The organism is Amycolatopsis sp. NPDC114504 (assembly GCF_055633595.1).
In genome coordinates this window covers 39,034-64,935 of the sequence record NZ_JBVKDU010000005.1, presented here as the reverse complement: position 1 = coordinate 64,935, position 25,902 = coordinate 39,034, and the positions used below count along the sequence as shown (strand labels likewise).

Sequence of the window (25,902 nt, the reverse complement as noted above, 5' to 3'; positions counted from 1 at the left end):
CCGTGGTCACCGCGAGTACGCACCCGCGTAGTCCTTCAGCACCAAGGCGTTCGCCGCTTCGCGGATCGGGCGGGACATCTGCTCCAGGACGCGGTTGCGGCCCGGCAGGTACGGCATCAGCTTGATCATCCGGGTGTTGAACCACGCGAACGCCCGCGACTGCGGGATGATCCCGCGCAGCGCCGTCTTCGCCAGCGCCTGGTTCTTCTCGATGTACGGCCGCATTTCCTCCTCGTACCGGGAAAGCGCGACCGCGGTGTCGTCCGCGGCCGCCAGCTCGCCTGCCAAGACGTACGCGCCCACCAGGGCCAGGCTCGTGCCCTGGCCGGACGCCGGCGAGGCGCAGTAGCCCGCGTCGCCGAGCAGAGTCACCCGGCCGGCCGACAGGTCGTCCATGACGATCTGGCACACCGGGTCGAAGTAGAAGTCGTCCGCGTCGCGCATCGCGTCGAGCAGCTCCGGGATCTCCCAGCCCAGGCCCGCGAACTGGTCCGCGACGAGGTCCTTCTGGCCGTCGACGTCCCGGCGGTCGTAGGCCAGCGGCGGTGCGGTGAACCAGAACGCGGCCTTCGCGTCGTCGGCGCGGGCCGTGCTGTAGACGTTCACCATCTTGCCCGCGGCCGCCGAGTGCAGCAGCTCCCAGCGGTCCAGCTGCTGGGTGTTCGGCACGGTCGAGATCGAGATGTACGCGTCGAACCGGCGCAGGAAGTCCTCCTCCGGGCCGAACGCCAGCGCGCGGACGCCGGAGTGCAGCCCGTCGGCGCCGACGACCAGGTCGAACCGGCGCGGGGCGCCGTGCGCGAACGTCACGTGGATGCCGTCCGGGCGCTCGTCGAGGCCGGTGATCCAGTCGCCGAAGACGTACTCGGTGTCGTCCCGGGTCACGGTGTAGAGGATCTTCGCGAGGTCGCCGCGCAGGATCTCGGTGTCGTCGCCGTGGCGGAAGCCGAACGTGTCGGCGTCCAGCGTCGCGAGCTCCTTGCCGCGCTTGTTCACGAACGCGGCGCCGCGCATGTCGGTGCTCGCCGCGTGCACCTCCGCCAGCAGGCCCATGCGGCGGACGACGTCGACGGCGACCCCGCGGATGTCGACCTTGTAGCCGCCTTCGCGCAGGCTCGGGGCCCGCTCGACGACGGTGGCCTGGAAGCCGTGGTGGTTCAGCCAGAAAGCGAGGGCGGGGCCGGCGACGCTGGCGCCGGAGATCAGGATGCTCTTCGTCATGCCCCGAACTCTGGGCGCGGCCGCTGACCGCTCACGAACCGAGCGCGAACCGCCGCGAACCGAACTCGCTCAACGCCTGGTCAGGGGGCATTTCGCGGCCGCGATCGAAGGCTTGCGCGTAGGCATCGGCACCGATCCGCCCTCGCACGCGGTCGGTCACCGCGGCCACATCCACGTCCCCGGTGACGGGCGCGCCGCGCAGCCCGACGGCGACGCCGAGCAGGAACGCGGCCCGCTCGTCCTCGGCCCGCGCGGCGAGGACGCCCGCCAGGCCTTCGACCGCCTGGGCCGCGCCCGGCAGGTTCGCGTGCTCGAGGGCCGTGGCCAGCGCCTCCTGGTGCAGGTCGGTCGCCTCGTCGAGGTGCCCCTCGGCGGCGGCCGTCCAGCCGAAGCCCGTGTGGAGCCGGATCCGCGTCTCGCCGCCGGTGACCGGGTCGACGGCGAGGCCGACGGCCGCGGTGTACCAGCGCCGGGCGGCGGTCAGGTCGCCCGTGCGCCGCGCGATCTCGCCGAGGCCGCCGCGGGCCCGCGCGAGCGTCGACGGCGTGCCGGCCGCGCGCGCCTTTTCGGCGGCGGCTTCGTAGTCGGCCCGGGCGGTCTCGGCGTCGCCGGCGCGCAGCACGCCGTCGGCGCGGCGGCAGAGGAGGTCGGCGGCGTCCTCGACGGCGCCGAGCTCGCCGGCCAGCCGGACGGACTCGTCCATCAGCTCCCGGAACCGCGCGTGGTCGCCGCGCCAGTCCGCGAACTCCGCGAGCTTCTCCAGCGCGCTGGCCTCGCCCCAGCGGTCGCCGAGCGCGCGGAATCCGTCCAGTGACGCCGAAAAGTGCGTCTCGGCCTCCGCGATCCGGCCGCGGTACTGCGCGCCGAGCCCGTCGCCGATCCGCGTGAACGCCCGCGACCACGCGTCGTCGCCGACGAGCGAGGCCAGCCGCTCGCCGTCGCGCACCTTGGTGTGCGGGGAAAACGCCCACAGCAGGAAGAGGTACGGGTACCGCAGCGGCCGGTCGAGCCCCTGCACGATCGGCTCGATCCCGACGCCGGTGTCCGACGCCTGGATCAGGCAGAGGACGTACTCCTCGGCCAGTCCCGGCGGCGGCTCGGCCCCGAAGGCCGCGACGACGGCGTCCGCGAACGGCGTCGCTTCGCCGCGCCGGCCGCACAGCCACCAGTACCAGGTCAGAGCGGCGATGAGCCGCACCGCGGTGGCCGGTTCCTCGGTCGCGCTCCAGCGCAGCGCGGCGAGCAGCTCGGCGTGCTCGGCGGTCAGGTCGTCCAAAGTGGACAGCTGGTCCGTGCCACGCAGCTTCGGCTCGGCCGCGCGGGCGAAGTCGAGGAAGTACCGCGCGTGCGCGGCCCGCCGGTCGTCGGCGTGCTCGGCGCAGAACGCCCGGATCGTCTCCAGCATCCGGTAGCGGCCGCCCGCGAACTCCACGAAGGACTTGTCGACCAGGCCGGTGAGCACAGTGTCGGCTTCAGGGTCGGCGTCGGGATCGGCACAGACGTGTTCGACCGCGTCGAGCCGCGCGCCGCCGGCGAACACCGCGAACCGGCCCGCGAGCCGCCGCTCGTCCGGATCGAGGAGGTCCCAGCTCCACTCGACGACGCCGCGCAGCGTCCGGTGCCGCGGCTCGGCGGTCCGGTCGCCGCGCGACAGCAGCCGGAAACGGTCGCCGATCCGGGCGGCGACGTCGTCGGCCGACAGCGACCGCAGGCGGGCGGCGGCCAGCTCGATCGCCAGCGGGAGGCCGTCGAGGGCCGCGCAGATCCGGCTCACCGCCCCCGGGTCGGGCACGCTGCCCGGCGCCACAGCCGCGGCCCGGTCGGTGAACAGCTTCGCCGCGGCGTCGGCGGGCAGCGGGCCGACCGGCACGAGCGTCTCTCCCGTCAGGCCGAGGGGTTCGCGGCTGGTGGCGAGCACGCGCAGGCCGGGGCACGCGCCGAGCAGCAGCCGGACCAGCCGCGCGGCCTCGGCGACGACGTGTTCGCAGTTGTCGAGCACCAGCAGCGCCGGCCGGTCGGCGAGCGCGGCGGCCAGGCGCGCGGCCGGCTCTTCGACGGCGCCCGGCGCCAGCACGCCCTGCTCACGCAGCCCGAGCGCGGCGAGGACGGCCCGCGGCACGTCGGTCGTCGTCGCCAGCTCGACGAAGCAGGCGTCACCGGTCGCCGCTTCGATGGCGAGCCGGGTCTTGCCCGCGCCGCCGGGCCCGGTGAGCGTGACGAGCCGGGCGTCCCCGAGGGCGGCGGTGAGCCGGTCGAGTTCGCGTCGGCCGACGAACCCGGTGAGCGGCACCGGAACCCGCCGGGCCGGAGCCGGCGCGGCGGCCCGCAGGACGGCGACGTGCGCGTCCGCCAGCTCCGGCGACGGGTCGGCACCCAGCTCGTCGGCGAGCCGTTCGCGGATCTCGGCGAAGACGGTCAGCGCCTCGGCGGAGCGGCCACCACCGTGCAGCGCGCGCACGAGCTGGGCGGCGAGCCGTTCGCGCAGCGGGTGCTCACCGGTGAGCTCACGCAGCTCCGCGACGAGCCGCTCGTGGTGCCCGAGCACGAGATCGGCTTCGACGCGGTCTTCGGTCGCGGCGAGGCGCAGCTCGGCGAGCCGGGCCGCGCGCGGCGGATCCGCGAGGCCGTCGAGCGCGGGTCCTCGCCACAGCGAGAGTGCTTCGGTCAGCAGCGCCGACTTCGCGGCCGGGTCGGGCGTCACCCGCGCCTCGGCGGTGAGCCGTTCGAAGCGGTGGACGTCGACGTCCTGCGGGTCGACGGCCAGCCGGTACCCGGCGGGGGTGAACTCGACGAGCCCGTCCGGCGCGCCACCGTCCCGCAGCCGCCGCCGCAGCCGCGAGACCTGCGACTGAAGCGCTTCGCCGGCGCCATCGGGCGGGCGCTCGCCGTGCAGGCCGTCGATGAGCCGTTCGGCGCTGATGACGCGCCCGGCATCGAGCGCGAGCAGGGCCAGCAGCCCCCGCAGCTGAGGCCCACCGAGCGCGACGGAGGTCCCATCAGGACGGCGGGCTTCGACCGGCCCGAGGATCGCGAACTGCACACCGCCGATTCTGGCCCACCACCCCCGTCCGCGGTGGCCGTTCGGATCAAGAGCTGCCACGCCCGGCTCTCGGCGCGCGGGTTCGGCGCGCTCGGCCCGAGGGTCGTGAGTGAGAAACAGTGTTAGAACACTGTTTCTCACTCACGACCTCAGGCCTGCCGCAGCTTGCGGAAGAACGCTCGAATATCGGCCACCAGCAGCTCCGGCTCCTCCATCGCCGGGAAGTGGCCGCCTTCCGTGAACTCCGACCAGTGCTCGATCTTCTCGTCCGGGTCCATGATCCGCCGCACCACCGGCGACGTGTCGAACACCGCCCAGCCCGCCGGCACCGCCGACGGCGCCAGCCACCCGTGGCCGGAATGCGCCGCCTCGTACAGGAACCGGGCCGCCGTCGCGCCGCTGCGGGTGAACCAGTACAGGCTGACGGTCGTCAAAAGACGGTCACGAGAAATGCCCCGGCTCGTCCACGCCTGGAACTTCTCGGCGATCCAAGCCAGCTGCCCCACCGGCGAATCCGTGAGCGCCGCCGCGATCGTCTCCGGTTTGTGCGACTGCAGGTCGAGGTAGCCGCGGCCGGCCTTCCACGCCTCGCGGGCCGCGTCCAGTTCGGACTGTTCGGCCTCCGTCAGGCCGTCCGGCAGGGGAAGCTGCTCGCCCGCCAGCGCGATCGTGCCGCGGTCGCTGTTCACGTGCGTGCCGAGCACACGATTCGGGTACAGCGCCGCCAGCCGTCCCGTGACACCCGCGCCGATGTCGCCGCCCTGGGCGGCGAAACGGCCGTAGCCGAGCCGCGTCATCAGCTCGGCGAACGCCCCCGTCGTGCGGGCCAGCTCCCAGCCGGGCCCGCTCAACGGTGTCGAGAACCCGAACCCCGGCAGGGACGGGACGACGACGTGGAACGCGTCCGGGCCCGGCCCGGTCAGCGGTCCGATGACGTCGAGGAACTCCGCGAAAGTGCTCGGGTAGCCGTGGATCAGCAGCAACGGGACCGCGTCCGGGTCGGCCGAGCGGACGTGCAGGTAGTGGATCGGCTGGCCGTCGATCACGGTCGTGAACTGCGGGAACGCGTTCATCGCGGCTTCCTGGGCGCGCCAGTCGAAGCCGTCGCGCCAGTACTCGGCCAGCTCTCGGACGGCGTCGGTGGGCATGCCGCGGGACCAGTCCGGCTCGTCGCCGGGCACGGGGTCGGCGAACCGGGCCCCGGTGAGGCGCCGGTGCAGGTCGTCGAGGTCGGACTGCGGGATTTCGATGCGGAATGGGTTCGTCATGAGCGGAACGCTAGAAGCCATTGCGGAAGACTTCCTTCCGCGATTCGTGCGATCCTCGGGAAATGCTGCAGACCTCCGCCCGGCTCCTCCGGCTGCTGTCACTGCTCGAGACGCGGCGCGACTGGACCGGCGCCGACCTGGCCGACCGGCTGGGCGTCACCGCGCGCACCGTCCGCAGCGACGTCGGCAAGCTGCGCGACCTCGGCTACCCGGTCGAGGCCTCCCCCGGCGTCCAGGGCGGCTACCGGCTCGCCGCCGGCGCGCAGCTGCCGCCGCTGCTGCTCGACGACGACGAAGCGGTGGCCGTCGCGGTCGGGCTGCGGACGGCCACCGGCGTCGCCGGGATCGGCGAGACGTCGGTGCGCGCGCTCGTGAAGCTGGAGCAGGTGCTGCCGTCGCGGCTGCGGCACCGGGTGCACGCGCTGCAGGCCGCGACCGTCTCCGTCCCGGGCACCGGCCCGGCCGTCGACGCCGACGTCCTGACGGCGATCGCGGCGGCGATCCGGGCGAACGAACGGCTGCGGTTCGACTACACCAGTCACGACCGCACCCCCAGCCGCCGCGACGTCGAGCCGCACCGGCTGGTCAGCCTGAACCGGCGCTGGTACCTCGTCGCGTGGGACACCGCGCGCGACGACTGGCGCACCTTCCGCGTCGACCGCATCACGCCGAAAGTGCCCAACGGGCCGCGCTTCACCCCGCGCGAGCCGCCGGAGGGGGACGTCGCGCAGTTCGTGCAGCGCAGCGTGGGCGCGGCGACCTGGCGCTACCACGCGAAGGTCCGGCTGCACGCGCCCGCGGCGTACGTCCGCGCCCGGCTGCCGCTCGCGGTCGAGGTGACGCCCGAGGGGCCCGACCGCTGCGTCACCGAGGTCGGCTCGGACAGCGCGGCGATGCTCTCGCTGTACCTCGGGCTCCTCGAAGTGGACTTCGAGGTCCTCGACGCGCCGGAGCTGGCGGCCGAGCTGGCCAAGACGGGCGAGCGGTTCCTGCGGGCTAGCGCAGGGAGTTCGCCAGCTCCTCGATGATGACCATCTGCTCCCGCACGCCGACCTCCATGCCGGACTCCAGGATCATGTCCCGCAGTTCCTTGCTTCCCGTCTCGGTCAGCAGCTCGAGGCGTGTCCGGTCTCCGAGTGCGGTGAAGGTGGCGGTGTTGAGCGGCCCGTCCACCGAGTCGAGGTCCACGCCCGGCAGCTCGAAGACCTCGGTGTAGACGACCTTCTCGTCCGGCACGACCTCCCGGTACTCGCCGTGGAAGCCGACCTCGGCGCCGTCGTTCGTCTCCAGCACGAACCGCCAGCGGCCGCCGGGCCGCAGGTCCATCTCCACCTTCGTCGTCGTCCCGCGCCGCCCGGCCCACCAGCGCTTCACCAGCTCCGGCGTGGTCCACGCGCGGTAGACGAGGTGGCGAGGCGCGTCGAACTCGCGCGTGATGAGGATCCGGTCGTCGGCCGGCGTCGTGATCTCCACGTCAGTGCTCCTGTTCCTTGAGTTCTTCGAGGACGTCGTCCAGCAGCTCGAAGCGTTCCGCCCACGTCCGTTCGTAGCGCTTGACCCAGTCGTGGATGGGTTTGAGCGCGGGGCCGTTGAGCCGGTAGAGCCGCTGGCGGCCGTCGCCGCGCACGTCGACCGCGCCGACCTCCCGCAGGACGCGCAGGTGCTTCGACACCTGCGGCTGGGCGAGGCCGAGCACGTCGACGAGGTCGCCGACGGACCGCTCGCCGCGCATGAGGACGTCGAGGATCTGCCGCCGCCGGGGTTCGGCGACGGCGTTGAAGGTGTCGGCCGTTGTCGCTGCTCGTGCCACGGGAGCATCATATGCCCATATGGGTATGCGTCAACACCCACATCCTGGGCACGCTGGGCTCCCGCGCCGCCGTCTGCCACGATCGGGACATGGCCTCCCCGGTCGACGGTCCACAGAGGACGGACGCGCGCGGCGCCCGGCGGAGTGCCAGTGCGAGCGCCGTCCTGCGGGCGATCCTCGACGACGGCCCGATCGCGCGCAGCACCGTCGCGCGGCGGACCGGGCTGTCCGCCGCCGCGGTGACCGGGCACACCGCCGAGCTGCTCCGGCGCGGGCTGCTGCGGGAACTCCCGGAGGCCGAAAAACGAGGCGTCGGACGGCCGCACGTCCCGGTCGACCTCGACACCGGTCGGCACGTCGCGGGCGCGCTGCACCTCGCCGTGCACCACGCCACCGTCGCGCTGCTCGACCTGCGCGGGAACGTCCTGGTGCAGCACGAAGAACCGCACGACGGCCTCGCCGCCGAAGACCTGCTCGCCCGCGCCGCCGAGATCCTCGACGACCTGCTGCTCGGGCACGCCCCGGACCGCGAGCCGCTCGGGCTCGGCGTCGCCACCGGCGGCTGGGTCGACCGCGCGTCCGGCACCGTCGTCGACCACCCGCTGCTCGGCTGGCGGGACGTCCCGGTGCGCGACCTGCTCGCCGCCTCGACCGGGCTCACCGTCGCGGTCGACGGGCACGCGCGCTCACTGGTGCACGCCGAGCAGCTCTTCGGGCACCCGCGGGCGCGGGACAGCGTCGTGCAGCTGTTCACCGGCAACGTCGTCGACGCCGCGTTCGCCACCGGCGGCACCGTGCACCACGGGCCGCGCTCGGCCGCCGGCGCGGTCGCGCACCTGCCGGTCGGCGACAGCACCGAAGCGTGCCGGTGTGGCCGCACGGGGTGCCTCGAAGCCACCGTGTCGGAAGCGACCCTCGCGCGCCGGGCCGCGGAATGCGGTTTGATCGCGCGTCCGGATTTCCCGGAATTGCTCGCGCTCGCCACGCGGGGCGATTCCGCGGCGGTGCGGTTGTTCCACGAACGCGCGCGATTCATCGGCCAGGCGGCGGCTTTGCTGCTCGACGTGCTCAACCCCGCGGTGCTCGTGGTGGTCGACCGGAGCATAGCGGGGGTACCCGGGTGCCTTCCCGCCATCCGGGACGAGGTCCGCGCCCGTTCACGCGGCCTTGACCCGGAGGAAACCGTTGTGGGAACGAGCTTCCCGGGCACGGAGCTGGCCACCGCCGGGGGCGCGGTCCTGCTCGACCTCCTCTACGACGACCCGCTCGGTCCGCTCCTGACCCCACTCTCGCACGCCTCGTGAACCACCGGAGTTATTTCACGAACTCGCAAAATTGACCGCCCGGCCGGCGGCCGCCGACAATTGCGGCATCCCCGCCGACTCCCGGAACGGACGAACCACCGTGAAGAAAACCTTGCCTTTCCTGGCCGCCGCCGCGGTGCTGCTCGCCGGGTGCGCGTCGGCCACGGCGACCGGGACCCCCGGCCAGCCCGAGAAGCTGGAGCTGCGCTACCAGGGCAGCGCGAACTCCGTGACGCTGCCCGAGCTCGCCGAGGACCTGGGCTACTTCGGCCCGGTCAAGCTGAAGTGGGTCGGCAACACGATCAGCGGCCCGCAGGACATCCAGTCCGCTGCCACCGACCAGACCGACTTCGGCGGCGCCTTCACCGGCGCGGTCGTCAAGCTCGCCGAAGCGGGCGCGCCGATCAAGGCGGTCGTCAACTACTACGGGTCCGACGACAAGGCGTTCATCGGCTACTACACCAAAGAGGACAGTCCGATCCGGACCGCCCGTGACCTGATCGGCAAGAAGGTGGGCGTCAACACGGCCGGGGCCAACCTGGAGGCCGCGCTCGACACCTGGCTGAAGGGCCAGGGCCTGTCCGGCGACGAGATCAAGCAGGTTCAGCTCGTGGTCATCCCGCCGATCAACGCCGAGCAGGCGCTGCGCAACGGCCAGCTCGACGTCGTCGCGCTGCAGGGCATCCTGCAGGACCACGCCCTCGCCGCCGGCGGGATCCGCCGGCTGTTCAGCGATGTTCAGGCGTTCGGCCCCTACAACGGCGGCCCGTACGTGCTGCGCACCGACTTCATCAAGAAGTACCCCGAGACCACGAAGATCTTCGTCTCCGCCGTGGCGAAGGCGATCGAGTGGGAGCGCACCACGCCGCGCGACGAGGTGATCGCCCGCTTCACGAAGATCATCCAGGCCCGCGGCCGCAACGAGAACACCGCCACCCTCAAGTACTGGAAGAGCGTCGGCATCACCCGCGGCGGCCTCATCGGCGACCAGGACTACACGCTCTGGGAGCCGTGGCTCAAGCAGCAGGGCTACATCAAGGGCGACCGGATCGACACCTCGAAGCTCTACACCAACGAGTTCAACCCCTACCGCGACGGCGCGCCGGCGGTGACCAAGTGATCAGCATCCGCTCGGTGACCAAGACCTTCGGCGCGCTCACCGCCCTCGACGCCGTCTCCCTCGACGTCGCCGACGGCACGTTCCTCTCCCTCGTCGGGCCGAGCGGCTCGGGCAAGTCGACGCTGCTCGACCTCCTCGGCGGGCTCACCACGCCGACGTCCGGCGAGGTGCTCATCGACGGCGTCCCGGTCCGCGGCCCGGGACTCGACCGCGGCGTCGTCTTCCAGCAGTACGCGCTGTTCCCGTGGCGCACCGCCCGCGCCAACGTCGAGTTCGGCCTCGAAGGCGGGCCGCTCGGCAAGCGGCAGCGGGCCGAGCGGGCCCGCGAATACCTCGACCTGGTCGGGCTTTCCGGGTTCGAGGACCGCTACCCGCACGAGCTGTCCGGCGGGATGAAGCAGCGGGTCGCGATCGCCCGCAGCCTCGCCTACGACCCCGCCGTGCTGCTGATGGACGAGCCGTTCGCCGCCCTCGACGCGCAGACCCGCGAGCAGCTGCAGGACGAGCTGCTGCGGATCTGGCGCCGCACCGGCAAGACGATCGTGTTCATCACCCACGGCATCGACGAAGCCGTCTACCTCGGGCAGCGGGTCGCCGTGCTGACGTCGCGGCCCGGCCGGCTCAAGGCCGTCGTGGACATCGACCTCGGCGACCGCACCGGGGACGTCCGGTCCGACCCGGCGTTCGGGCGGCAGCGCCACCGGCTCTGGGAGTTGCTGCACGACGAGGTCCGCAAGGCGGCCGAACACGAACGGAGCGCGGTCGGATGACCACCACCCTCGAGAAGCCGACAGTCCACATCGGACCCCCGGCCCGACCGGCGAAACCACGGCGCTGGCGCAGGAGGTTCACCCGCGCGGTCCACGCGTCCGCCGCGGTCGTGCTGTTCGTGCTGCTCTGGGAGCTCGTCCCCCGGTTCGTCCTCGACGAGAGCACGCGGACGTTCCTGCCGCCGCTTTCCGAGGACCTGCAGGCGTTGGGGGACCTCGCGCTCGACGGCCAGCTCGCCGACCACCTGCTGGCCAGCGTCGGCCGGTCGGGCGCCGGGTTCGTGATCGCCGTGGCGGTCGCGGTGCCGCTCGGGCTGCTGATCGGCTGGTACCGGCCGGTCGCGCGGTTCCTGCAGCCGCTGCTGGAGCTGGCCCGCAACACCGCCGCACTGGCGCTGCTCCCGGTGTTCACGCTGCTGCTGGGCATCGGCGAGCTGTCGAAGGTCACGCTCGTGGTGTACGCGTGCGTCTGGCCGGTGCTGCTCAACACGATCGCCGGCGTCAACACCGTCGACCCGCTGCTGGTCAAGGCCGCCCGCTCGCTGGGCCTGTCCAGCCCGCGGCTGTTCCGGAAGGTGATCCTGCCCTCGGCCGTCCCGACGGTGTTCACCGGCATTCGGATGGCGGCGTCCTACTCGATCCTGGTGCTGGTGGCCGCCGAGATGGTCGGCGCGAAGGCCGGGCTCGGCTACCTGATCAACACCAGCCAGGTGAACTTCCAGATCCAGCAGATGTACGCCGGGATCATCGCGGTCTCGGTGCTCGGAGTGCTCGTCAACTCCGGCTTCGTCGTCCTCGAACGACGGTTTTCGACCTGGCGTCCCAAGGAGAAGGCATGATGCACCTCAACGCGTTCGTGATGCCGAACGGCCACCACGAAGCCGCGTGGCGGCACCCGTCGACCGACCCGCACCGGGCGCGGACGCTGCGGCACTACGCCGACATCGCACGCACGGCCGAGCGCGGCAAGCTCGACTCGCTGTTCCTCGCCGACGGCGTCGCGCTGTGGGGCAACGTGAAGCACAACTCCCACAGCCACTTCGAGCCGTTGACGCTGCTCTCGGCGCTGGCCGCGAGCACGGTCCACATCGGACTCATCGCCACGGCGTCGACGACCTACAACGAGCCCTACCACCTGGCGCGCAAGTTCGCCTCGCTTGACCACCTCTCCGGCGGGCGCGCGGGCTGGAACATCGTCACCTCGGCGGGCGTCGACGAAGCCCGGAACTTCAACCTGGCCAAGCGGCCGTCGCACGCCGCGCGCTACGAGCGGGCGGACGAGTTCATCGAAGTCGTCAAGAAGCTGTGGGACAGCTGGGACGACGACGCCGCGCTCGTCGACCGGGCCAGCGGGATCTACGCCGACACCGGCCGCATCCGGCCGATCGCGCACGACGGCGAGCACTTCCAGGTCCGCGGGCCGCTCAACATCGAACGCCCGCCGCAGGGTCATCCGCTGCTCGTGCAGGCGGGCTCGTCGGAGACCGGCAAGGAGTACGCGGCCCGCCACGCCGAAGCCGTCTTCACCGCGCAGCAGACCTTCGCCGAGGGGAAGGCGTTCTACGACGACGTCAAGGGCCGGCTCGCGAAGTACGACCGGACGCCGGACGAGCTCAAGATCCTGCCGGGCATCTCGCCGATCCTCGGCCGCACCGAGGCGGAAGCCCGCCGACGCGAGGCCGAGCTGAACGCGCTGATCACGCCGGACTACGGGCTGCGGCAGCTGTCGAAGATGCTCGACCACGACGTCACCGGCTACCCGCTGGACGGCCCGCTGCCCGACGTCGGCAGCTTCACCGAAGGCGGCCAGAGCCGGTTCGAGCTGGTCGTCGGCCTGGCCCGGCGCGAAGACCTGACCATCCGGCAGCTGCTGGAACGCCTGGCCGGCGGGCGCGGGCACCGCGTCTTCGCCGGGACGCCCGTCCAGGTCGCCGACGAGCTGGAGGCCTGGTTCACCGGCGGCGCGGCGGACGGCTTCAACGTCATGCCGCCCACCCTGCCCGGCGGGCTCGACGACTTCGTCGACCTCGTCGTCCCGGAACTGCAGCGGCGCGGGCTGTTCCGCACCGAGTACGCCGGCACCACCTTGCGCGAGCACTACGGCCTCGCGCGTCCCGTCAACCGCAACCGAGTCAAGGAGCCCGCATGACCGCGATCAGCACCGACGTCCGCAAGATCACCGGGAGGATCGGCGCCGAGATCATCGGCCTCGACCCGGCCGGGGACCTCGACGCCACCCAGGTGGCGTTCCTCGCCGACGCCCTGCACGAGCACAAGGCGCTGGTGTTCCGGAACACCGAGCTCGACGACGAGGGCCAGCAGCGGTTCGCCGCGCGCTTCGGCGAGCTGACCAAGGCGCACCCGACGGTGCCCGCGGCCGACGGCGCGCCGACGATCCTGCCGGTCGACAGCGAGCTGGGCCGGGCCAACCACTGGCACACCGACGTCACCTTCGTGCTCAACCCGCCGAAGGCCAGCACGCTGCGCAGCCTCGTGGTGCCGCCCTACGGCGGGGAGACGCTGATCGCGAACGCGGGCGCGGCCTACCGGGACCTGCCGGAGCCGCTGCGGGCGTTCGCCGACACGCTGCGGGCCGTGCACACCAACGACTACGACTACGTCCGGCCGCCGGAGGACGTGGACGACAAGGAGCAGGCGCGGCGGGCCCAGTTCGTCTCGCGCAAGTACCGGACCGTGCACCCGGTGGTGCGGGTGCACCCGGTGACCGGCGAGCGCGGGCTGTACATCGGCGGGTTCGCGCAGCGGATCGAAGGCCTGTCGGTGAGCGAGTCGCGGGACCTGCTGCGGCTGCTGCAGTCCTACGTGACGCGGCCGGAGAACATCGTGCGCGTGGCGTGGGAGCCGAACCAGCTGGTGCTGTTCGACAACCGCATCACGCAGCACTACGCGATCGACAACTACGACGGCCTCCCCCGCCGCCTCAACCGGGTGACGGTGGCCGGCGACGTCCCGGCCGGTATCGACGGGCGGCCAAGCGAGTCCCTGGAAGGGGACGCCTCGCACTACACGTCGGTGGCGTGACCCCGGAGCGGGACGGGCGTGTGCTCAGCGCCCGTTCCGCCGCATCTCCCGGAAGTGGTCCCAGGCCCGGCTGACCAGCGCGGGGTGCGTCCGCAGGTCGATCGCCGTGCGGGCCAGCGCCGCCGCCGAGGCCAGCATCGCCGCTCGCCCTCGGGCGCTCACCGACGCGGCCGCGAACTCCTCCGTGTGCACCGCGTACTCCTCCGCCGTGATCGCCACGAACGGGTGGATCGCCGGGACGCGGGCGCTGAGGTCGCCGATGTCCGACGAACCCGGGTACACCCCCGGCTCCGGCGGCGTCGCGTGGATCCCGCGTGCCGCCAGGTGCTCGGTGAACCGCTCGGACAGCACCGGGTTGTCGCGGAAGTGCGCGTAGCCGCGCCCGAGGCGTTCGACGTCGACCTTCGCGCCGGTGGCCAGCGCCGAGCCCTCCGCGGCCGTCGTCACGTCTTCGACCAGGCGGTCCAGCGCGCCGGTCGTGAGCGCGCGGAGCCCGAAGCGGCCTTCGGCGCGGTCGGGGACGATGTTCGTCGCCTCGCCGCCGTGGGTGATGATCCCCTGGACGTGGGAGCTCGCGGGCAGCCGCCGGCTCAGGGCGGCGATCGCGCCGAACGCCTGGATCAGCGCGGCGAGCGCGTCGACACCGGCCTCCGGGTCGCCCGTCGGGTGGGCGGCGCGGCCGTGGAAGGTCACCTTCAGCTCGACCTGCGCGGTCAGCGGGGCCCAGGACCACGAGTGGACGCCGGGGTGGATCATCAACGCCGCGTCGACGTCGTCGAAGACGCCCGCCTCGGCCAGCGCCACCTTGCCGCCGCCGCGTTCCTCGGCGGGACACCCCACGGCGAGCAGCGAGCCCGGGCTGTCCGCGAGGATCTCCTTCGCGGCCAGCGCCGCCCCGAGGCCGGCCGCGGCGATCAGGTTGTGCCCGCACGCGTGCCCCAGTCCGGGCAGCGCGTCGTACTCCAGCAGCAGCGCGACGCACGGCCGCCCGCTCCCGGCCCGCGCGACGAACGACGTCGGCAGGCCCGCGACGCCGGTCTCGACCTCGAAGCCGTCCGCGCCCAGCTCGGCCGTCAGACGCTCGGCGGCCGCGTGTTCCGCATAGGACAGTTCCGGCCGCTCGTGCAGTGCGGTGGCGACCGCCCACAGCCGGTCGTCCAGCCGCTCGATCCGCTCGTCCGCCCGCTCGTGCAGCTCTTCGTGCCATTCCATGCCCACCGGAATACCCCCAACCGGCACGATCACGCCACTGCCAGTCTTGCACGAGGTCCATTCGCCGCCGGGGAACGCCGTTTGCGCCCCACCGCGCCCGGGTATTCCTCCGGCTCCCCCACCCCCAGGAGAACACCGGTGAATCCAGACGTGCTGACTTTCGGCATCGAAGAGGAGTTCTTCGTCGTCGACCGGCGTGGCCACCTTTCCCAGGCCGGCGACGACGTCGTCGACGCCGCGGAAGCCGCCGCGGACGTCCGGGGCGAGGTGCAGCACGAGCTGAACCGGTCGCAGGCCGAAGCCGCCACCGACGTCTGCAGCACGCACGACGAGGCGTTGCGCCGGCTGACCGGGCTGCGCGAAGACCTGGGCCGGTCGGCCCGGGAGCGCGGCTACCGGCTGCTGCCCGCCGGCGCGCCACCACTGTCCGAAGTGGAGCCGCCACGCATCACGCCGAACCCGCGCTACCAGCGGATGGCCGACCACTTCGGTGCCACCGCGTGGACTTCGCTCACGTGCGGCTGCCACGTCCACGTCGCGATCCCCGACCGGGAAAGCGGTATCCACGTCCTCGACAGCGTCCGGCCGTGGCTGCCGGCGCTGCTGACGATCACCGCGAACTCGGCCATCGTCGACGGTTACGACACCGGCTACGCCAGCTGGCGGTACCACCAGTGGAGCCGATGGCCCTCCGCCGGGCCGCCGCCGCGGTTCGCGTCGCTCGACGAGTACGAGAGCGTCGTCGACGGCTGGCTGCGCTCGGGGGCGATCCTGGACCGCGGGATGATCTACTGGGACGTCCGGCTGTCGGAGAAGCAGCCCACGCTCGAGTTCCGCATCGCCGACGTCGCCGCCACGCCCGTCGAAGCGGTGCTGCTGGGAGTGCTGGCGCGAGGTCTGGTCGCGACCGCGCTGGCCGAGCGCGTCCCGTCGCCGGAGCTGTCGAACGAGGTACTGCGCGGGCAGCTCTGGCGAGCGTCGAAGGAAGGGGTGACCGGGCCTTGCCCGCACCCGCGGACCGGCGACCTGGAGCCCGCGAAGGTGGTGCTCGACGACCTGATCGAGCTGATCGCGCCGGCGCTGGAGGCGGCGGGAGACCTGGACTTCGCCCGGGAGGGAACGGCGCGGCTGGTCGCCGAGGGCGGCGGCGCCGACCGCCAGCGGCGCGCCTTCGCCGCGGAGAACCGGGCGGAAGCGGTCGTCGACCTGCTGACCGACTGACCACGTTCCGGGCAACCGGAGCGCGCTCGGCGGCACGTGAGCGGCCGGGGTCGCGTTCGGACAGTCCGAACGCGACTTCGGCCGGCGCGGTGAGCTCGGTGCTCCCGGAGATGTCGTGGCGGGCTCCTACCCGCCGTCGTGGCCGCCGAGGGGATTGGTTCGCCTGGTCAGCACCGCCCACACGACCTTGCCGCCGGACCACGACCGGTTGCAGCCCCAGACCTTCGCGACCTGGGCGACCATGCGCAGCCCGAGGCCCGGTTCGAGGGCGCTGAGCCGCTCGCGCAGGACCGCCTGCTTCGGGTCGTCGTCGCTCACCGCCACGCTGAACATGCCGTTGCGCAGTTCCAGCCGCAGCCGCGGGGGTGAATCCGTGTGCCGGATCGTGTTTTCGACCAGTTCCGTCGTGACCAGGAGCGCGTCGTCGGTGAAGTCCGGGACCTCCCACTCGGCGCACACCCGCCGGACGAAGTCGCGGGCGAGGGCCGACGAGTTCGCCGACCGGGCCAGCAGCTGCGCGGCCCGGCGACGCCGGGGCCGGGACAGCTGGTGCTCGGCCGACTCGCGGTCGCCGTGCACCGGCACGAACCTGTCGACCGTCCGGTCGGCGAACATCGTCCGGTGCTCGGGATGGCCCGTGACGACCGTGAACGAGATGCCCGGCCAGTCGCCGATCCGCATCGCGACCAGCGAGAACACGGTCACCAGCGCCGGGTCGCGGATGGCCAGCCCGTCGATGTCCGCGATGAGCGCGTCCGGCGCTTCCGCGGCCAGCTTGAGCAGCCCGTCGCGGAGGTCGGGGTACGACTCGACGTCGAGGACCCCGGTGACGACGGCGGTCATCGCCCCGGCCCGGTACCGCGGAGCCAGGTGCACGTGACCGGCCACGGCGCTCACGGCACAGGCCCGTCCCGCGCGTCCGCCATCGCCGGGGCCGGGCCGGGTGACAGGTGCACGGTGACCGGGATCGAAGCGGGGAAGTCGAGCGACCGGGCCGGCGCACGGAGCGCATCGACGTCGCCGCCGGACGCGCCGACGACAACGTTGTCCCGCAGGGACGCGGGCACGGTCACCACCTCCTGCCACCACGTTAGCGCCCGGCCTTGCCCACGGGTAGCCCGGCGGCAACGGGGCGAAACCCGATGGTCACCCGTCGCGAACGGCAGCGCGTCGTGGATCCCCGCCCACGGCAGGCGGGGCCCCGGGCCCGAACGGTCCGTACGGCCTGGTTTCGGCGCACGGGAAGCGGGCACCCCGCGCGCATGGCCGCACTGCCCGAACCGCTCTCCCTCTGGGTCGACACCGCGCCCGCGCCGGACCGGACGGGGGTGCCGGTCCCCGCGGAGGCCGAGGTCGCGGTGCTCGGGGCGGGCATCGCCGGGCTCACCACGGCCCTGCTGCTCGCCCGCGCCGGCCGCTCGGTCGTCGTGCTGGAGGCCGAGCGGGTCGCCGCCGGGGTGTCCGGTCACACCACGGCGAAGGTCAGCGCCCAGCACGGGGCGAAGTACGCGGAGCTGACGTCCCGTCACGGCGCGGAAGCGGCCAGGACCTACGCCACGGCGCAGACGGCCGCCCTCGAGTGGATCGCGGCGACGGCGGCCGAGGCCGGGATCGACTGCGGCTTCACCCGCGAAGACAGCTACGTCTACACGACGCGGGAAGGCACCGTCGACTCGCTCAAGCGGGAGGCGGACGCCGCCGCGGCGGCCGGACTGGCCGCGTCCTTCGTCGGCGAGGTCGCGCTCGACGTGCCCGCGCTCGGCGCCGTGCGGACCACCGGGCAGGCGCACTTCCACCCGCGCCGGTGGCTGCTCGCCCTCGCCGCCGAGATCGAGCGCGCGGGCGGCACGGTCGTCGAACACGTCCGCGCGACCGCGCTCAACGGCCAGACGGTCCGCACCTCACGCGGTGACGTCGTGGCGGGCGAAGTCGTCGTCGCGACCCACTACCCGGTGCTCGACCGCGGCCTGTACTTCGCCCGGCTCGAGCCGGTCCGCGACCTCGTCGTGGCGGGCCCGGCGTCCGGGAACGCGTTGCCGGACGGCATGTTCCTCGACGCCGACACGCACCACTCCGTGCGCGGGTACACGGAGAAGGGCACACCGATCGTGATCGCCGGCGGCGAGCACTACCGGGTCGGGGCGCACGTGCACGTCGAGCGCCGGTACCGGCGGCTCGCGGACTGGGCGGACGCGCACGCGGGCCTGCACCGCGTGACCCACCGCTGGTCGGCCCACGACATGTCCACTCCGGACGGCCTGCCCTACATCGGCCGGTATCTGCCGGGGACGAAGAACCTCTGGGTGGCCACCGGCTTCGGCCAGTGGGGCATGACCGGCGGCACCGCGGCCGGGCACGTCCTCGCGGCGCGGATCCTCGGCGAGCCGCACCCGGCGGCGGACCTGTTCGACCCCAACCGGTTCGACGCCCGTTCGGTGCTCGGCGTGGCCGAGGACAACCTCACCGTCGCGCGGTACCTGATCGGCGACCACGTCGCCGCGCTGTGGCGGTCGGACAAGCTCGACGACCTCCGTCCCGGCGACGCGGAGGTCGTCCGCGTCGGCGGCGAGCTCGTCGCCGCCCACCGCGACGAAGCCGGACGGCTGCACACCGTCGGTGCGCACTGCACGCACCTCGGCTGCCTCGTCTCGTTCAACGACGCGGAACGGACGTGGGACTGCCCCTGCCACGGGTCGCGGTTCGGCGTCGACGGCGAAGTCGTGCAGGGCCCGGCGGTCCGCCCGCTGCGTCGCGGGCCCGCATGAGCGTCCTGCGCGTCCTCACGATGAACGTGCTCGCGCCCGAGTACGCCGGCTGGCCGGAACGCCGCCGCCTGCTCGCCGGGCGCCTGCGGGCCCTGGAACCGGACGTCGTGGCGCTGCAGGAGATCGCCCCGGACGGGGTGGCGGAGCTGCTCGGCGACGGCTGGCACGTCGTGGCCCACGCCGGCGTCTCCGACGGCGTGGGAGCGGCGCTCGCGAGCCGGTGGCCGATCGGCGAGACCCACGAGATCGACCAGCGGCCCGCCGGACGGGCGATCCGGCCGGCCTGGTGCGCCACGGTCGTGGCGCAGGTGCTCGCGCCGCCGCCGTGGGGTCCGTTGTGGATGGTCCACCACAAGCCGAGCTGGCCCTACAGCTACGAAGCCGAGCGCGAGGTGCAGGCGTTGCGGGCGGCCCGGTTCGTCGAGGAGCTGCTCCCCCGCGCCGAAGAGCACGTGGTGCTCCTCGGCGACCTGGACGCGACGCCGGACTCGGCGAGCATCCGGTTCCTGACCGGCAAGCAGGCGCTGAACGGCACGAGCGTCTGCTACACCGACGCCTGGGCGAGCCGGTACCCCGAGGAGCCCGGGCACACGTTCACCCCGGCGAACGCGCTGGTCCGCGCCGGTGACATGCCCCTGGAGACGGGCCGCCGGATCGACTACGTGCTGGTCCGCGGCGGCCCGTGGGGACCGCCCCTCGCCGTCTCCGCGTGCCGCCGGGTGCTGGTCGACGCGATCGACGGCGTCCAGGCCAGTGATCACTACGGTGTGTTCGCCGAGCTGACCGTCCCACCGCACCCGCCGGGCGCCTGGCCGGGGTGACGACCGGGTTTCCCGGCGCGCGGCGCGGGTATTCGCGCCGATGGGACGCACCCGACTCCGCCGCAGCGACCTGCGTGGCCCCGGCATCCGGCGGGTCCGCCGCGGCCGAGGGTTCTCCTACACCTCCTCCGACGGCGAGCCCGTCGCCGACGCGGAGCTGCTCGACCGGATCAAGGACCTGGTCATCCCGCCCGCCTGGCGCGACGTCTGGATCTGCCCGCACCCCAACGGGCACGTCCAGGCCGTCGGGACCGACGACGCGGGGCGGCGCCAGTACCTCTACCACGGGCAGTGGCGCCGGGACCGTGACGAGGAGAAGCACGACCGCGTGCTGGCGATGGCCCGCCGGCTCCCGGAGTGGCGGGCGGCGGTCGAGGCCGACCTGGCCGGGCGCGGGCTCACCCGGACGCGGGTCCTCGCGGCGGCGCTGCGGATGCTCGACCGCGGGATCTTCCGCACCGGCGGCGAGGAGTACGCGGAGGAGAACGGCACCCACGGCGTCGCGACGCTGCTGCGGTCCCACGCGTCGGTCCGCGGCGACGAGTGCCGGTTCCGCTACGTCGCCAAAGGCGGTCTCGACCGCGAGGTGGCGATCCGGGACGCCGCGCTGGCTTCGGTGGTGAAGTCCCTGCTGCGCAGCCGGTCCGGCAGCGACCGGCTGCTCGTCCACCGCGTGGGCCCGACCTGGCACGAGGTGCACGCGGCCGACGTCAACGAGCGGTTCAAGGAGCTGGCCGGCGACGACTGCACGGCGAAGGACCTGCGCACGTGGAACGCGACGGTGCTGGCGGCGGCCGCGTTCGCCGCGGCGGACCCGCCCTCGTCGGAGACCGCCCGCAAGCGCGCGGAGGCGGGCGTGATGAAGGAGGTTTCGCGGGCGCTCGGCAACACCCCGGCGGTGTGCCGAGCGTCCTATGTGGACCCGAGGCTGGTCGAGGCGTACCGCGGCGAGCGCACGATCGCGGCGGCGCTGAAGCGGGCGGCCCGCGTCGACGGGGACGACGCGCGGGCGGTGCTGGAGAAGGCGTGCGCGCGATTGCTCAGCCGCGCGTGATTGAACGTCACCCGGTCGGGGAAACCGCCCGGTGATCCGGAGCTGACGAGTGACAGGAGACACGGTGAGTGAGCGCCGATCCACCCGTCCGTGTACTGGCCCGCCGACCCGCCAGTCCGGGAACCTGGGACCGATGAACCCCGATGCTTCCCCCGTGCGCTGGCGCGCGTCGATCGGCCTCGCGGTCGGCGGCGGCGGGCCGGTGTCGAGCATCGTCGAGTCCGACCACGGGAGCGAGGGCTCGGCCCGGGAGTGGATCGAGCGGAAGCTGCCGGGGACGAGGTTTCCGGCGTGGATCCCGGCGGCCCGGCGCGCCGACGGGGTCGAACTGTTCGGCCGGGTCGCCCGCGGACGCGTCGTCACGGGGCGGCTGCTGCCGACGTGGGAGTCCGAAGAGACTCAGGTGTGGCACGCGGACCGGGCCGGGGACCACGTGTCGTGGCGCCGCTGCGCGGCCGAGCCCCCGGTCGGTGCCGACGGCCGTCAGGCTCCCACATCCGTGCGCAGCAAGCAGAACTCGTTCCCCTCGGGATCCTGCAGCACTTCCCAGGACTCGCTGCCGTCCTGACCGACGTCGGCCGGCCGCGCACCCAGTGCCAGCAGCCGCGCCAGCTCCGTCTCCTGGTCGCCGCCCGCCGGGCTCACGTCCAGGTGCAGCGGCAGCTTCCCGCGGCGGGGGTTCTCCGTCCGAGCCAGCACCAGCGTCGGCGGCCCCTGGCCGAAGCGGCCGCCGGGCGGGCCCAGCTCGAGACCGTCGGGCTCGTGGCCGATGACCTCGTAGCCGAGCACCGCGCACCAGAACTCGGCGAGCCGGTCCGGGTCCCGGCAGTCCAGCACGAGTTCGGTGATCCGGCAGGCCATCCGCTCAGCTCCGTTCGGTTTCCTTCGCCACAGCCGCGGCTTCGTCGTCGTCCATCGCCTTCGTGTCGCGCGGCGGCAGGAACGGCTCCTCCTGGTCTTCCTCGCGCCCCGCCTCGATCGTGCGGCCGCGGGCGACCTCGGCGTCCAGCTCCGCCCCCAGCAGCACCGCGAGGTTCGAGATCCACAACCATACAAGGAACACGATCACCCCGGCCAGCGAACCGTAGGTCTTGTTGTAGGAACCGAAGTTCGCGATGTACAACGCGAATCCCGCGGACGCCAGCACCCACAGCACCACGGCCACCAGCCCGCCCGGCGTCAACCACTTGAACCCCGGCTGCCGCACGTTCGGCCCCACCCAGTACAGCAACGCGAACGCCAGGCTGACGAGCAGCGCGATCACCGGCCACTTCGCGATCTCCCACACCAGCACGCCGGTCGAGCCGAGCCCGATCAGGTCGCCGATCCGGCGGGCGACCGAGCCGGTCGCGACCACGCCCAGCGCGCACGCCGCCAGCAGCACGACGATGCCGACGGTCAGCCCGATCCGCAGCGGGATCGTCTTCCAGATCGGGCGTCCTTCGGGCATGCCGTAGATCGAGTTCGAGGCGCGCATGAACGCGCCGACGTAACCGGACGCCGACCACAGCGCGCCCAGCAGGCCGATGATCGCCAGCGGCCCGGCCAGGCCGCGTGAGCCGGCCAGCTCCCTGATCGCACCGACGAGGATGTCCTTGCCCTGTCCCGGGACGACCTGGTTGATGTTGTCGATCACGGTCTGGATCGCGCTCGGGCCCAGGAGTCCGAGGATCGCCGTGAGCACGATGATGCCCGGGAACAGCGACAGCACGGCGTAGTAGGTGAGCGCCGCCGCCCAGTCGGTCAGGTTGTCCCGGTTGAACTGCTTGAACGTGCGCTTGAGCACCCCGCCCCACGTCGACTTGGACAGCTCACCCGGCCCGTCGGGTGTTTTTCGTCGTCCGGCCACCATCGCCACCTCCGCTTTCCGCGGCGGGCATACCCCGTCCACGACGGGGTACTCCTGATTCGTCCCGACAAGCAGGAGGAAACCGTGACCGAGGTCAGTCGTGTGATCGACGTGCCACCCGAGGCCGTGTTCGAGGTGCTCGCCGACGGCTGGCTCTACGCCGGCTGGGTGGTCGGGAGTTCTCACATCCGCGACGTAGACCTCGACTGGCCGGCCGTGGGCGCGCGGATCCACCACAGCGTGGGCCCGTGGCCGGTGCACATCCAGGACGAGACGGTGGTCCGGGCGGTCGAGCCGGGGCTTTCGCTGTCCCTGGAGGCCCGAGGCTGGCCCCTCGGCGCGGCGGCGGTCGGGCTCACACTCGTCCCGCACGGCGAAGGAACCCTGGTCCGCATGACCGAGCACATCGTCCGCGGCCCGGGGAAGGTGCTGCCGGCGGCGGTGCAGTCGCTGCTGGTGAAGCCACGCAACACGGAGTCCCTGGCCCGGCTGGCGGACCTGGCGACGGGCAAGCACGCCAGAGCCAAGAGCGGCCACCCGCGGCCTTAGTGCCGAACCGCTGCCCTCGGCAAGCGTCGCAGGCCGGCGCGGCGGCTGGTCACGATGGTCGGCCGCCCCGCGCCGGAGTCAGCCGTAGATCGCGCGGTGCGCGGCCCGGATCACCACCGCACACCCGGGCCGCCGCCCCGCGCCGGAGTCAGCCGTAAATCGCGCGGTGCGCCGCGCGGATCACCGCCGCGTACCCGCCGCCCAACCGCCCCGCCCGGGCCAGCGCCGCCCGGGCCGCGTTCGCCCCCGGCCCACCGTGCACCGCCCCTCCCGGGTGGGCCGAAGCCCCTGCCAGGAACAGGCGGTCGACCGGGGTGTCTGCGCGGCCCGTTCCCGGTACCGGGCGGAAGAACAGCTGCTGGTGGATCGCCGTCGTCCCCGCGTTGATCGCGCCGCCCACCAGTCCCGGGTTGCGGTCCGCCAGCTCCGCCGGCCCTTGGACGTAGCGGGCCTTGATCAGACCCGTGAACCCCGGCGCGTTCGCCTCGACCGTCTCCTCGATGCGCTTCGCCCGCCGCTCCAGGGCCGCGCGGCTCTCCATCGTGCCGCGCGGCACGTGCGTGTACGCCCACGCCGCCTCCGTGCCCGCCGGCGAACGCGTCGGGTCCGTCGTCGTCATCTGGCCGAGCAGCAGGAACGGGCGACGCGGGGTCCGGCCGCGCGCGAGCTCGCCGCCGAACGCCGACAGCCCGTCCAGGTCCGTGCCGAGGTGGACCGTCCCCGCGCCCCGCGCCCCCTCGGCCGTCCACGGGATCGGGCCGGACAGCCCCCAGTCCACCTTCACCGTCGCACTGTCCCATTCGAACTTGCCCAGGTCCTCGACCAGCCGCGACGGCAGCCACTGCTCCCCCACCAGCTCGCGGTACAACACCGGCGCGGGGACGTCGGCCAGCACGGCCTTGCGGGCCCGCACCGGAGACCCCGAACTGTCCCGCACGCCCAAAGCCCGGCCGTCACCGATGAGGATCTCCCGCACCGGACGTCCACAGTGGACCTTCCCGCCGCGGGACTCCAGCCGGCGCACCAACGCCGAGATCAGCTCGCCGGCGCCGCCTTCGGGCACCGGGAACCCTTCGTCCTGCCCGATCATCGCCAGCAGCCAGCCGAAGACCGCGCTACCCGCGTTGTCCACGGAAAGGTCGCTGTGCGCGGAGTTCCCGGCCACCAGGAGCCGGGCGCCTTCGCCGTCGAAGAGCTCGTCCCCGAACCGGCGAGCCGGCAGCGTCAACATACGGGCCAAGCGCAACGCGTCGGCCGAGCCGGTGCGGCGCAGCAACTTCAGCGCCGGGCGGACCGGCGGGAACGGCGTGAACAACGCGTTCAGCAAGGGCTCGCGGATGTCCCGCCACTGCTCGAACAGCCGGCGCCACGCGTCGCCGTCGCCGGGCGCGAACTCCTCGACCGACGCCGCAGTGCGGTCGACGTCGCGCGAGAGCACCACGCTCCGGTCGTCGGGCAGGACGTGCGCCAGGACGTCGGGCGCGTGCCGCCAGCGCAGGCCGTGTTCCTCCAGCCGCAGGCTCTTGATCGCCGGTGACACCGCCGTCATCGGGTAGAACGCGCTGAACAGGTCGTTGCGGAAGCCGGGTTCGGTGACCTCGGCGGTGCGCACCGCGCCGCCCGGGTGCTCCGTGGCCTCCAGGACGAGCACCGACCAGCCCGCGTCCGCCAGGACGTTCGCCGCCACCAGGCCGTTGTGCCCGGCGCCGATCACGACGGCGTCGACGGCTTCGGTACTCACTGGCGGCCTCCCGGCGATCAGGACTGTGACTGGTGGCTCGGCCCGACCCGCGTGAGGGAGCGGAGCCGGGCCAGTGCCCCGTCGCGGCGCGGCGGGGCCAGGGGCGCACTCGCCGCCCCCGCGCCCGACCGGAGCCCGGCGACCAGCTCGGCGAGCGCGGACGCGGCGTCGTACCGAGGTTGCCAGCCCAGCTCGATCTTGGCCAGCGCCGGATCACCGAGCGCGGCCCGGTCGGCGAGCTCGAGCCAGCCCGGGTGCAGCGGCAGCGCGCCGGTCCACCACGCGGCCCGCGCCGCGACCTGCACCAACGGCTTCGGGACCGGCACGCGGACGCCGCCGAGGACCGCGGCCAGCGCGTCGGCGTCGAGTACCTCGGGCGCGGCGAGGTTGACCGGGCCGGTGAAACGGGCGTCAAGGATCAGCCGGATCGCCTCGGCGACGTCGGAGGTGTGCACGATCTGCGCGCGCAGGTCCGTCCACAGCGGAACCGGCAGCACGCGGCCGCCGACGAGGCCGGCGGGCACCACCGGGTCGAGCAGCCAGCGCGCGAACTCGCCGGCCGCGCGCCGGTGCAGGATCGCGCACGGCCGCAGCCGCGCCACCCCCACCTCGGGGTGGCGCTCTCCGAACCGGTCGAGCAGGGTCTCCAGCGCGGCCTTGCCCCGGCTGTAGGCGCTGGAGGCGATCCCGGTGCACGGATGCGTTTCGGGCACCTTTTCCCAGCGCGGCGCCGGTCCGTAGGCGGCGACGGACGACGCGACGACCAGGTGCGGCACCCGAGCCGCCGCGACCGCCGACAGGACGTGCCGGGTGCCGTGGTCGTTGGTCCGCCACATCGGCGGATCGCCGCGCACCGGCGAGATCGCCCAGGCGAGGTGGACGACGGCGTCGGCACCCTCGAGCAGGCTGGTCAGCTCGCGGTCCGCACCGGGCTCGCCGATGTCGACGGCGCGCCAGCCCGCGGCGCGGTAGGGCTCGGCCGTCGTGTCGGGCAGCCGCCGGGCCAGCCCGACCACGTCGTGGCCGGGTTCGAGGGCGTCCAGCAGGGCCGTTCCGACGTTGCCGGTGGCTCCGGTGATCACGATGCGCACACCCGACGCGTACCCCGTGTCGCG

At 73.3% G+C, this 25,902-nt stretch carries 25 protein-coding genes; 13 read left to right on the top strand and 12 right to left on the bottom strand.

Annotation, left to right across the window (positions count from 1 at the left end; genetic code table 11):
• Positions 1-6: 6 nt before the first annotated feature.
• The 3 genes from ACZ7PG_RS36450 to ACZ7PG_RS36440 all read right to left on the bottom strand — a co-directional run bounded on the left by ACZ7PG_RS36450 (position 7) and on the right by ACZ7PG_RS36440 (position 5,529).
• Positions 7-1,221: an FAD-dependent monooxygenase gene (locus ACZ7PG_RS36450; protein WP_470243729.1), complete on the bottom strand. Its 1,215-nt coding sequence runs from the start codon at positions 1,219-1,221 to the stop codon at positions 7-9.
• Between the two features lie 31 nt (positions 1,222-1,252).
• Positions 1,253-4,261, bottom strand: a complete 3,009-nt coding sequence (locus ACZ7PG_RS36445) for an ATP-binding protein (RefSeq protein ID WP_470243728.1) — start codon at positions 4,259-4,261, stop codon at positions 1,253-1,255.
• A 149-nt stretch (positions 4,262-4,410) separates the two neighbouring features.
• Positions 4,411-5,529 carry an epoxide hydrolase family protein gene (locus ACZ7PG_RS36440; RefSeq protein WP_470243727.1) on the bottom strand — a complete coding sequence of 373 codons (1,119 nt, stop codon included), beginning with the start codon at positions 5,527-5,529 and terminating at the stop codon, positions 4,411-4,413.
• Between the two features lie 62 nt (positions 5,530-5,591).
• Here ACZ7PG_RS36440 and ACZ7PG_RS36435 point away from each other — a divergent pair, with 62 nt between their 5' ends.
• Positions 5,592-6,557, top strand: a complete 966-nt coding sequence (locus ACZ7PG_RS36435) for a helix-turn-helix transcriptional regulator (protein ID WP_470243726.1) — start codon at positions 5,592-5,594, stop codon at positions 6,555-6,557.
• Here ACZ7PG_RS36435 and ACZ7PG_RS36430 read toward each other — a convergent pair.
• The gene (locus tag ACZ7PG_RS36430) at positions 6,526-7,002 is read right to left on the bottom strand and encodes an SRPBCC family protein (protein ID WP_470243725.1); all 477 of its coding nucleotides are present in this window, start codon (positions 7,000-7,002) and stop codon (positions 6,526-6,528) included. The genes ACZ7PG_RS36435 and ACZ7PG_RS36430 overlap by 32 nt on opposite strands.
• A 1-nt stretch (position 7,003) precedes the next feature.
• Positions 7,004-7,339, bottom strand: a complete 336-nt coding sequence (locus ACZ7PG_RS36425; protein ID WP_470243724.1) for an ArsR/SmtB family transcription factor — start codon at positions 7,337-7,339, stop codon at positions 7,004-7,006.
• Positions 7,340-7,428: 89 nt separating this feature from the next.
• Between ACZ7PG_RS36425 and ACZ7PG_RS36420 the strand changes: the two genes are divergently transcribed.
• From ACZ7PG_RS36420 to ACZ7PG_RS36395, 6 genes are all read left to right on the top strand, one after another.
• Complete coding sequence (locus ACZ7PG_RS36420) at positions 7,429-8,643, top strand: ROK family protein (RefSeq protein ID WP_470244707.1); 1,215 nt, start codon at positions 7,429-7,431, stop codon at positions 8,641-8,643.
• Positions 8,644-8,743: 100 nt separating this feature from the next.
• Positions 8,744-9,763 (top strand): ABC transporter substrate-binding protein, encoded by a 1,020-nt coding sequence (locus ACZ7PG_RS36415; RefSeq protein WP_470243723.1) that lies wholly within the window; start codon positions 8,744-8,746, stop codon positions 9,761-9,763.
• Positions 9,760-10,533, top strand: coding sequence for an ABC transporter ATP-binding protein (locus ACZ7PG_RS36410; protein WP_470243722.1), 774 nt, complete (start codon positions 9,760-9,762; stop codon positions 10,531-10,533). Before ACZ7PG_RS36415 ends, ACZ7PG_RS36410 begins: the two co-directional genes overlap by 4 nt.
• Positions 10,530-11,372: an ABC transporter permease gene (locus tag ACZ7PG_RS36405; RefSeq protein WP_470243721.1), complete on the top strand. Its 843-nt coding sequence runs from the start codon at positions 10,530-10,532 to the stop codon at positions 11,370-11,372. The genes ACZ7PG_RS36410 and ACZ7PG_RS36405 overlap by 4 nt, the downstream gene beginning before the upstream one ends.
• Entirely contained in the window at positions 11,369-12,682 is a 1,314-nt protein-coding gene (locus ACZ7PG_RS36400; protein ID WP_470243720.1) for an LLM class flavin-dependent oxidoreductase, read from the top strand. The genes ACZ7PG_RS36405 and ACZ7PG_RS36400 overlap by 4 nt, the downstream gene beginning before the upstream one ends.
• A complete protein-coding gene (locus ACZ7PG_RS36395) occupies positions 12,679-13,575 on the top strand; it encodes a TauD/TfdA dioxygenase family protein (protein ID WP_470243719.1) in 897 nt (298 codons plus the stop codon). Before ACZ7PG_RS36400 ends, ACZ7PG_RS36395 begins: the two co-directional genes overlap by 4 nt.
• 24 nt (positions 13,576-13,599) lie before the next feature.
• On the opposite strand, the gene ACZ7PG_RS36390 is transcribed toward ACZ7PG_RS36395, so the two are convergent.
• Positions 13,600-14,787: an amidohydrolase gene (locus tag ACZ7PG_RS36390; RefSeq protein ID WP_470243718.1), complete on the bottom strand. Its 1,188-nt coding sequence runs from the start codon at positions 14,785-14,787 to the stop codon at positions 13,600-13,602.
• Between the two features lie 138 nt (positions 14,788-14,925).
• Between ACZ7PG_RS36390 and ACZ7PG_RS36385 the strand changes: the two genes are divergently transcribed.
• Positions 14,926-16,008 carry a carboxylate-amine ligase gene (locus ACZ7PG_RS36385; RefSeq protein WP_470243717.1) on the top strand — a complete coding sequence of 361 codons (1,083 nt, stop codon included), beginning with the start codon at positions 14,926-14,928 and terminating at the stop codon, positions 16,006-16,008.
• A 126-nt stretch (positions 16,009-16,134) separates the two neighbouring features.
• Here ACZ7PG_RS36385 and ACZ7PG_RS36380 read toward each other — a convergent pair whose 3' ends face one another.
• The gene (locus tag ACZ7PG_RS36380) at positions 16,135-16,851 is read right to left on the bottom strand and encodes an ATP-binding protein (protein ID WP_470244706.1); all 717 of its coding nucleotides are present in this window, start codon (positions 16,849-16,851) and stop codon (positions 16,135-16,137) included.
• A gap of 50 nt (positions 16,852-16,901) precedes the next feature.
• Positions 16,902-17,075 (bottom strand): hypothetical protein, encoded by a 174-nt coding sequence (locus ACZ7PG_RS36375; protein ID WP_470243716.1) that lies wholly within the window; start codon positions 17,073-17,075, stop codon positions 16,902-16,904.
• Between the two features lie 195 nt (positions 17,076-17,270).
• Here ACZ7PG_RS36375 and ACZ7PG_RS36370 point away from each other — a divergent pair, with 195 nt between their 5' ends.
• The 4 genes from ACZ7PG_RS36370 to ACZ7PG_RS36355 all read left to right on the top strand — a co-directional run bounded on the left by ACZ7PG_RS36370 (position 17,271) and on the right by ACZ7PG_RS36355 (position 21,216).
• Positions 17,271-18,773 (top strand): FAD-dependent oxidoreductase, encoded by a 1,503-nt coding sequence (locus ACZ7PG_RS36370; RefSeq protein ID WP_470243715.1) that lies wholly within the window; start codon positions 17,271-17,273, stop codon positions 18,771-18,773.
• A complete protein-coding gene (locus tag ACZ7PG_RS36365; protein WP_470243714.1) occupies positions 18,770-19,594 on the top strand; it encodes an endonuclease/exonuclease/phosphatase family protein in 825 nt (274 codons plus the stop codon). The genes ACZ7PG_RS36370 and ACZ7PG_RS36365 overlap by 4 nt, the downstream gene beginning before the upstream one ends.
• Before the next feature lie 40 nt (positions 19,595-19,634).
• A complete protein-coding gene (locus tag ACZ7PG_RS36360; RefSeq protein WP_470243713.1) occupies positions 19,635-20,648 on the top strand; it encodes a DNA topoisomerase IB in 1,014 nt (337 codons plus the stop codon).
• Positions 20,649-20,781: 133 nt separating this feature from the next.
• On the top strand, positions 20,782-21,216 hold the full coding sequence (locus tag ACZ7PG_RS36355; protein ID WP_470243712.1) for a hypothetical protein: 435 nt from the start codon (positions 20,782-20,784) through the stop codon (positions 21,214-21,216).
• Here the strand turns inward: ACZ7PG_RS36355 and ACZ7PG_RS36350 are convergent.
• Entirely contained in the window at positions 21,132-21,509 is a 378-nt protein-coding gene (locus ACZ7PG_RS36350; RefSeq protein ID WP_470243711.1) for a VOC family protein, read from the bottom strand. The two genes, ACZ7PG_RS36355 and ACZ7PG_RS36350, sit on opposite strands and share 85 nt — an antisense overlap.
• A 4-nt stretch (positions 21,510-21,513) precedes the next feature.
• On the bottom strand, positions 21,514-22,500 hold the full coding sequence (locus ACZ7PG_RS36345) for a YihY/virulence factor BrkB family protein (protein WP_470243710.1): 987 nt from the start codon (positions 22,498-22,500) through the stop codon (positions 21,514-21,516).
• An 81-nt stretch (positions 22,501-22,581) separates the two neighbouring features.
• Between ACZ7PG_RS36345 and ACZ7PG_RS36340 the strand changes: the two genes are divergently transcribed.
• Complete coding sequence (locus ACZ7PG_RS36340; RefSeq protein WP_470243709.1) at positions 22,582-23,046, top strand: SRPBCC family protein; 465 nt, start codon at positions 22,582-22,584, stop codon at positions 23,044-23,046.
• A gap of 148 nt (positions 23,047-23,194) precedes the next feature.
• Here ACZ7PG_RS36340 and ACZ7PG_RS36335 read toward each other — a convergent pair whose 3' ends face one another.
• Both ACZ7PG_RS36335 and ACZ7PG_RS36330 read right to left on the bottom strand, forming a co-directional pair.
• Positions 23,195-24,787, bottom strand: coding sequence for a phytoene desaturase family protein (locus tag ACZ7PG_RS36335; RefSeq protein ID WP_470243708.1), 1,593 nt, complete (start codon positions 24,785-24,787; stop codon positions 23,195-23,197).
• 17 nt (positions 24,788-24,804) lie between these two features.
• Complete coding sequence (locus tag ACZ7PG_RS36330; RefSeq protein ID WP_470243707.1) at positions 24,805-25,878, bottom strand: NAD-dependent epimerase/dehydratase family protein; 1,074 nt, start codon at positions 25,876-25,878, stop codon at positions 24,805-24,807.
• Positions 25,879-25,902 lie beyond the last annotated feature (24 nt).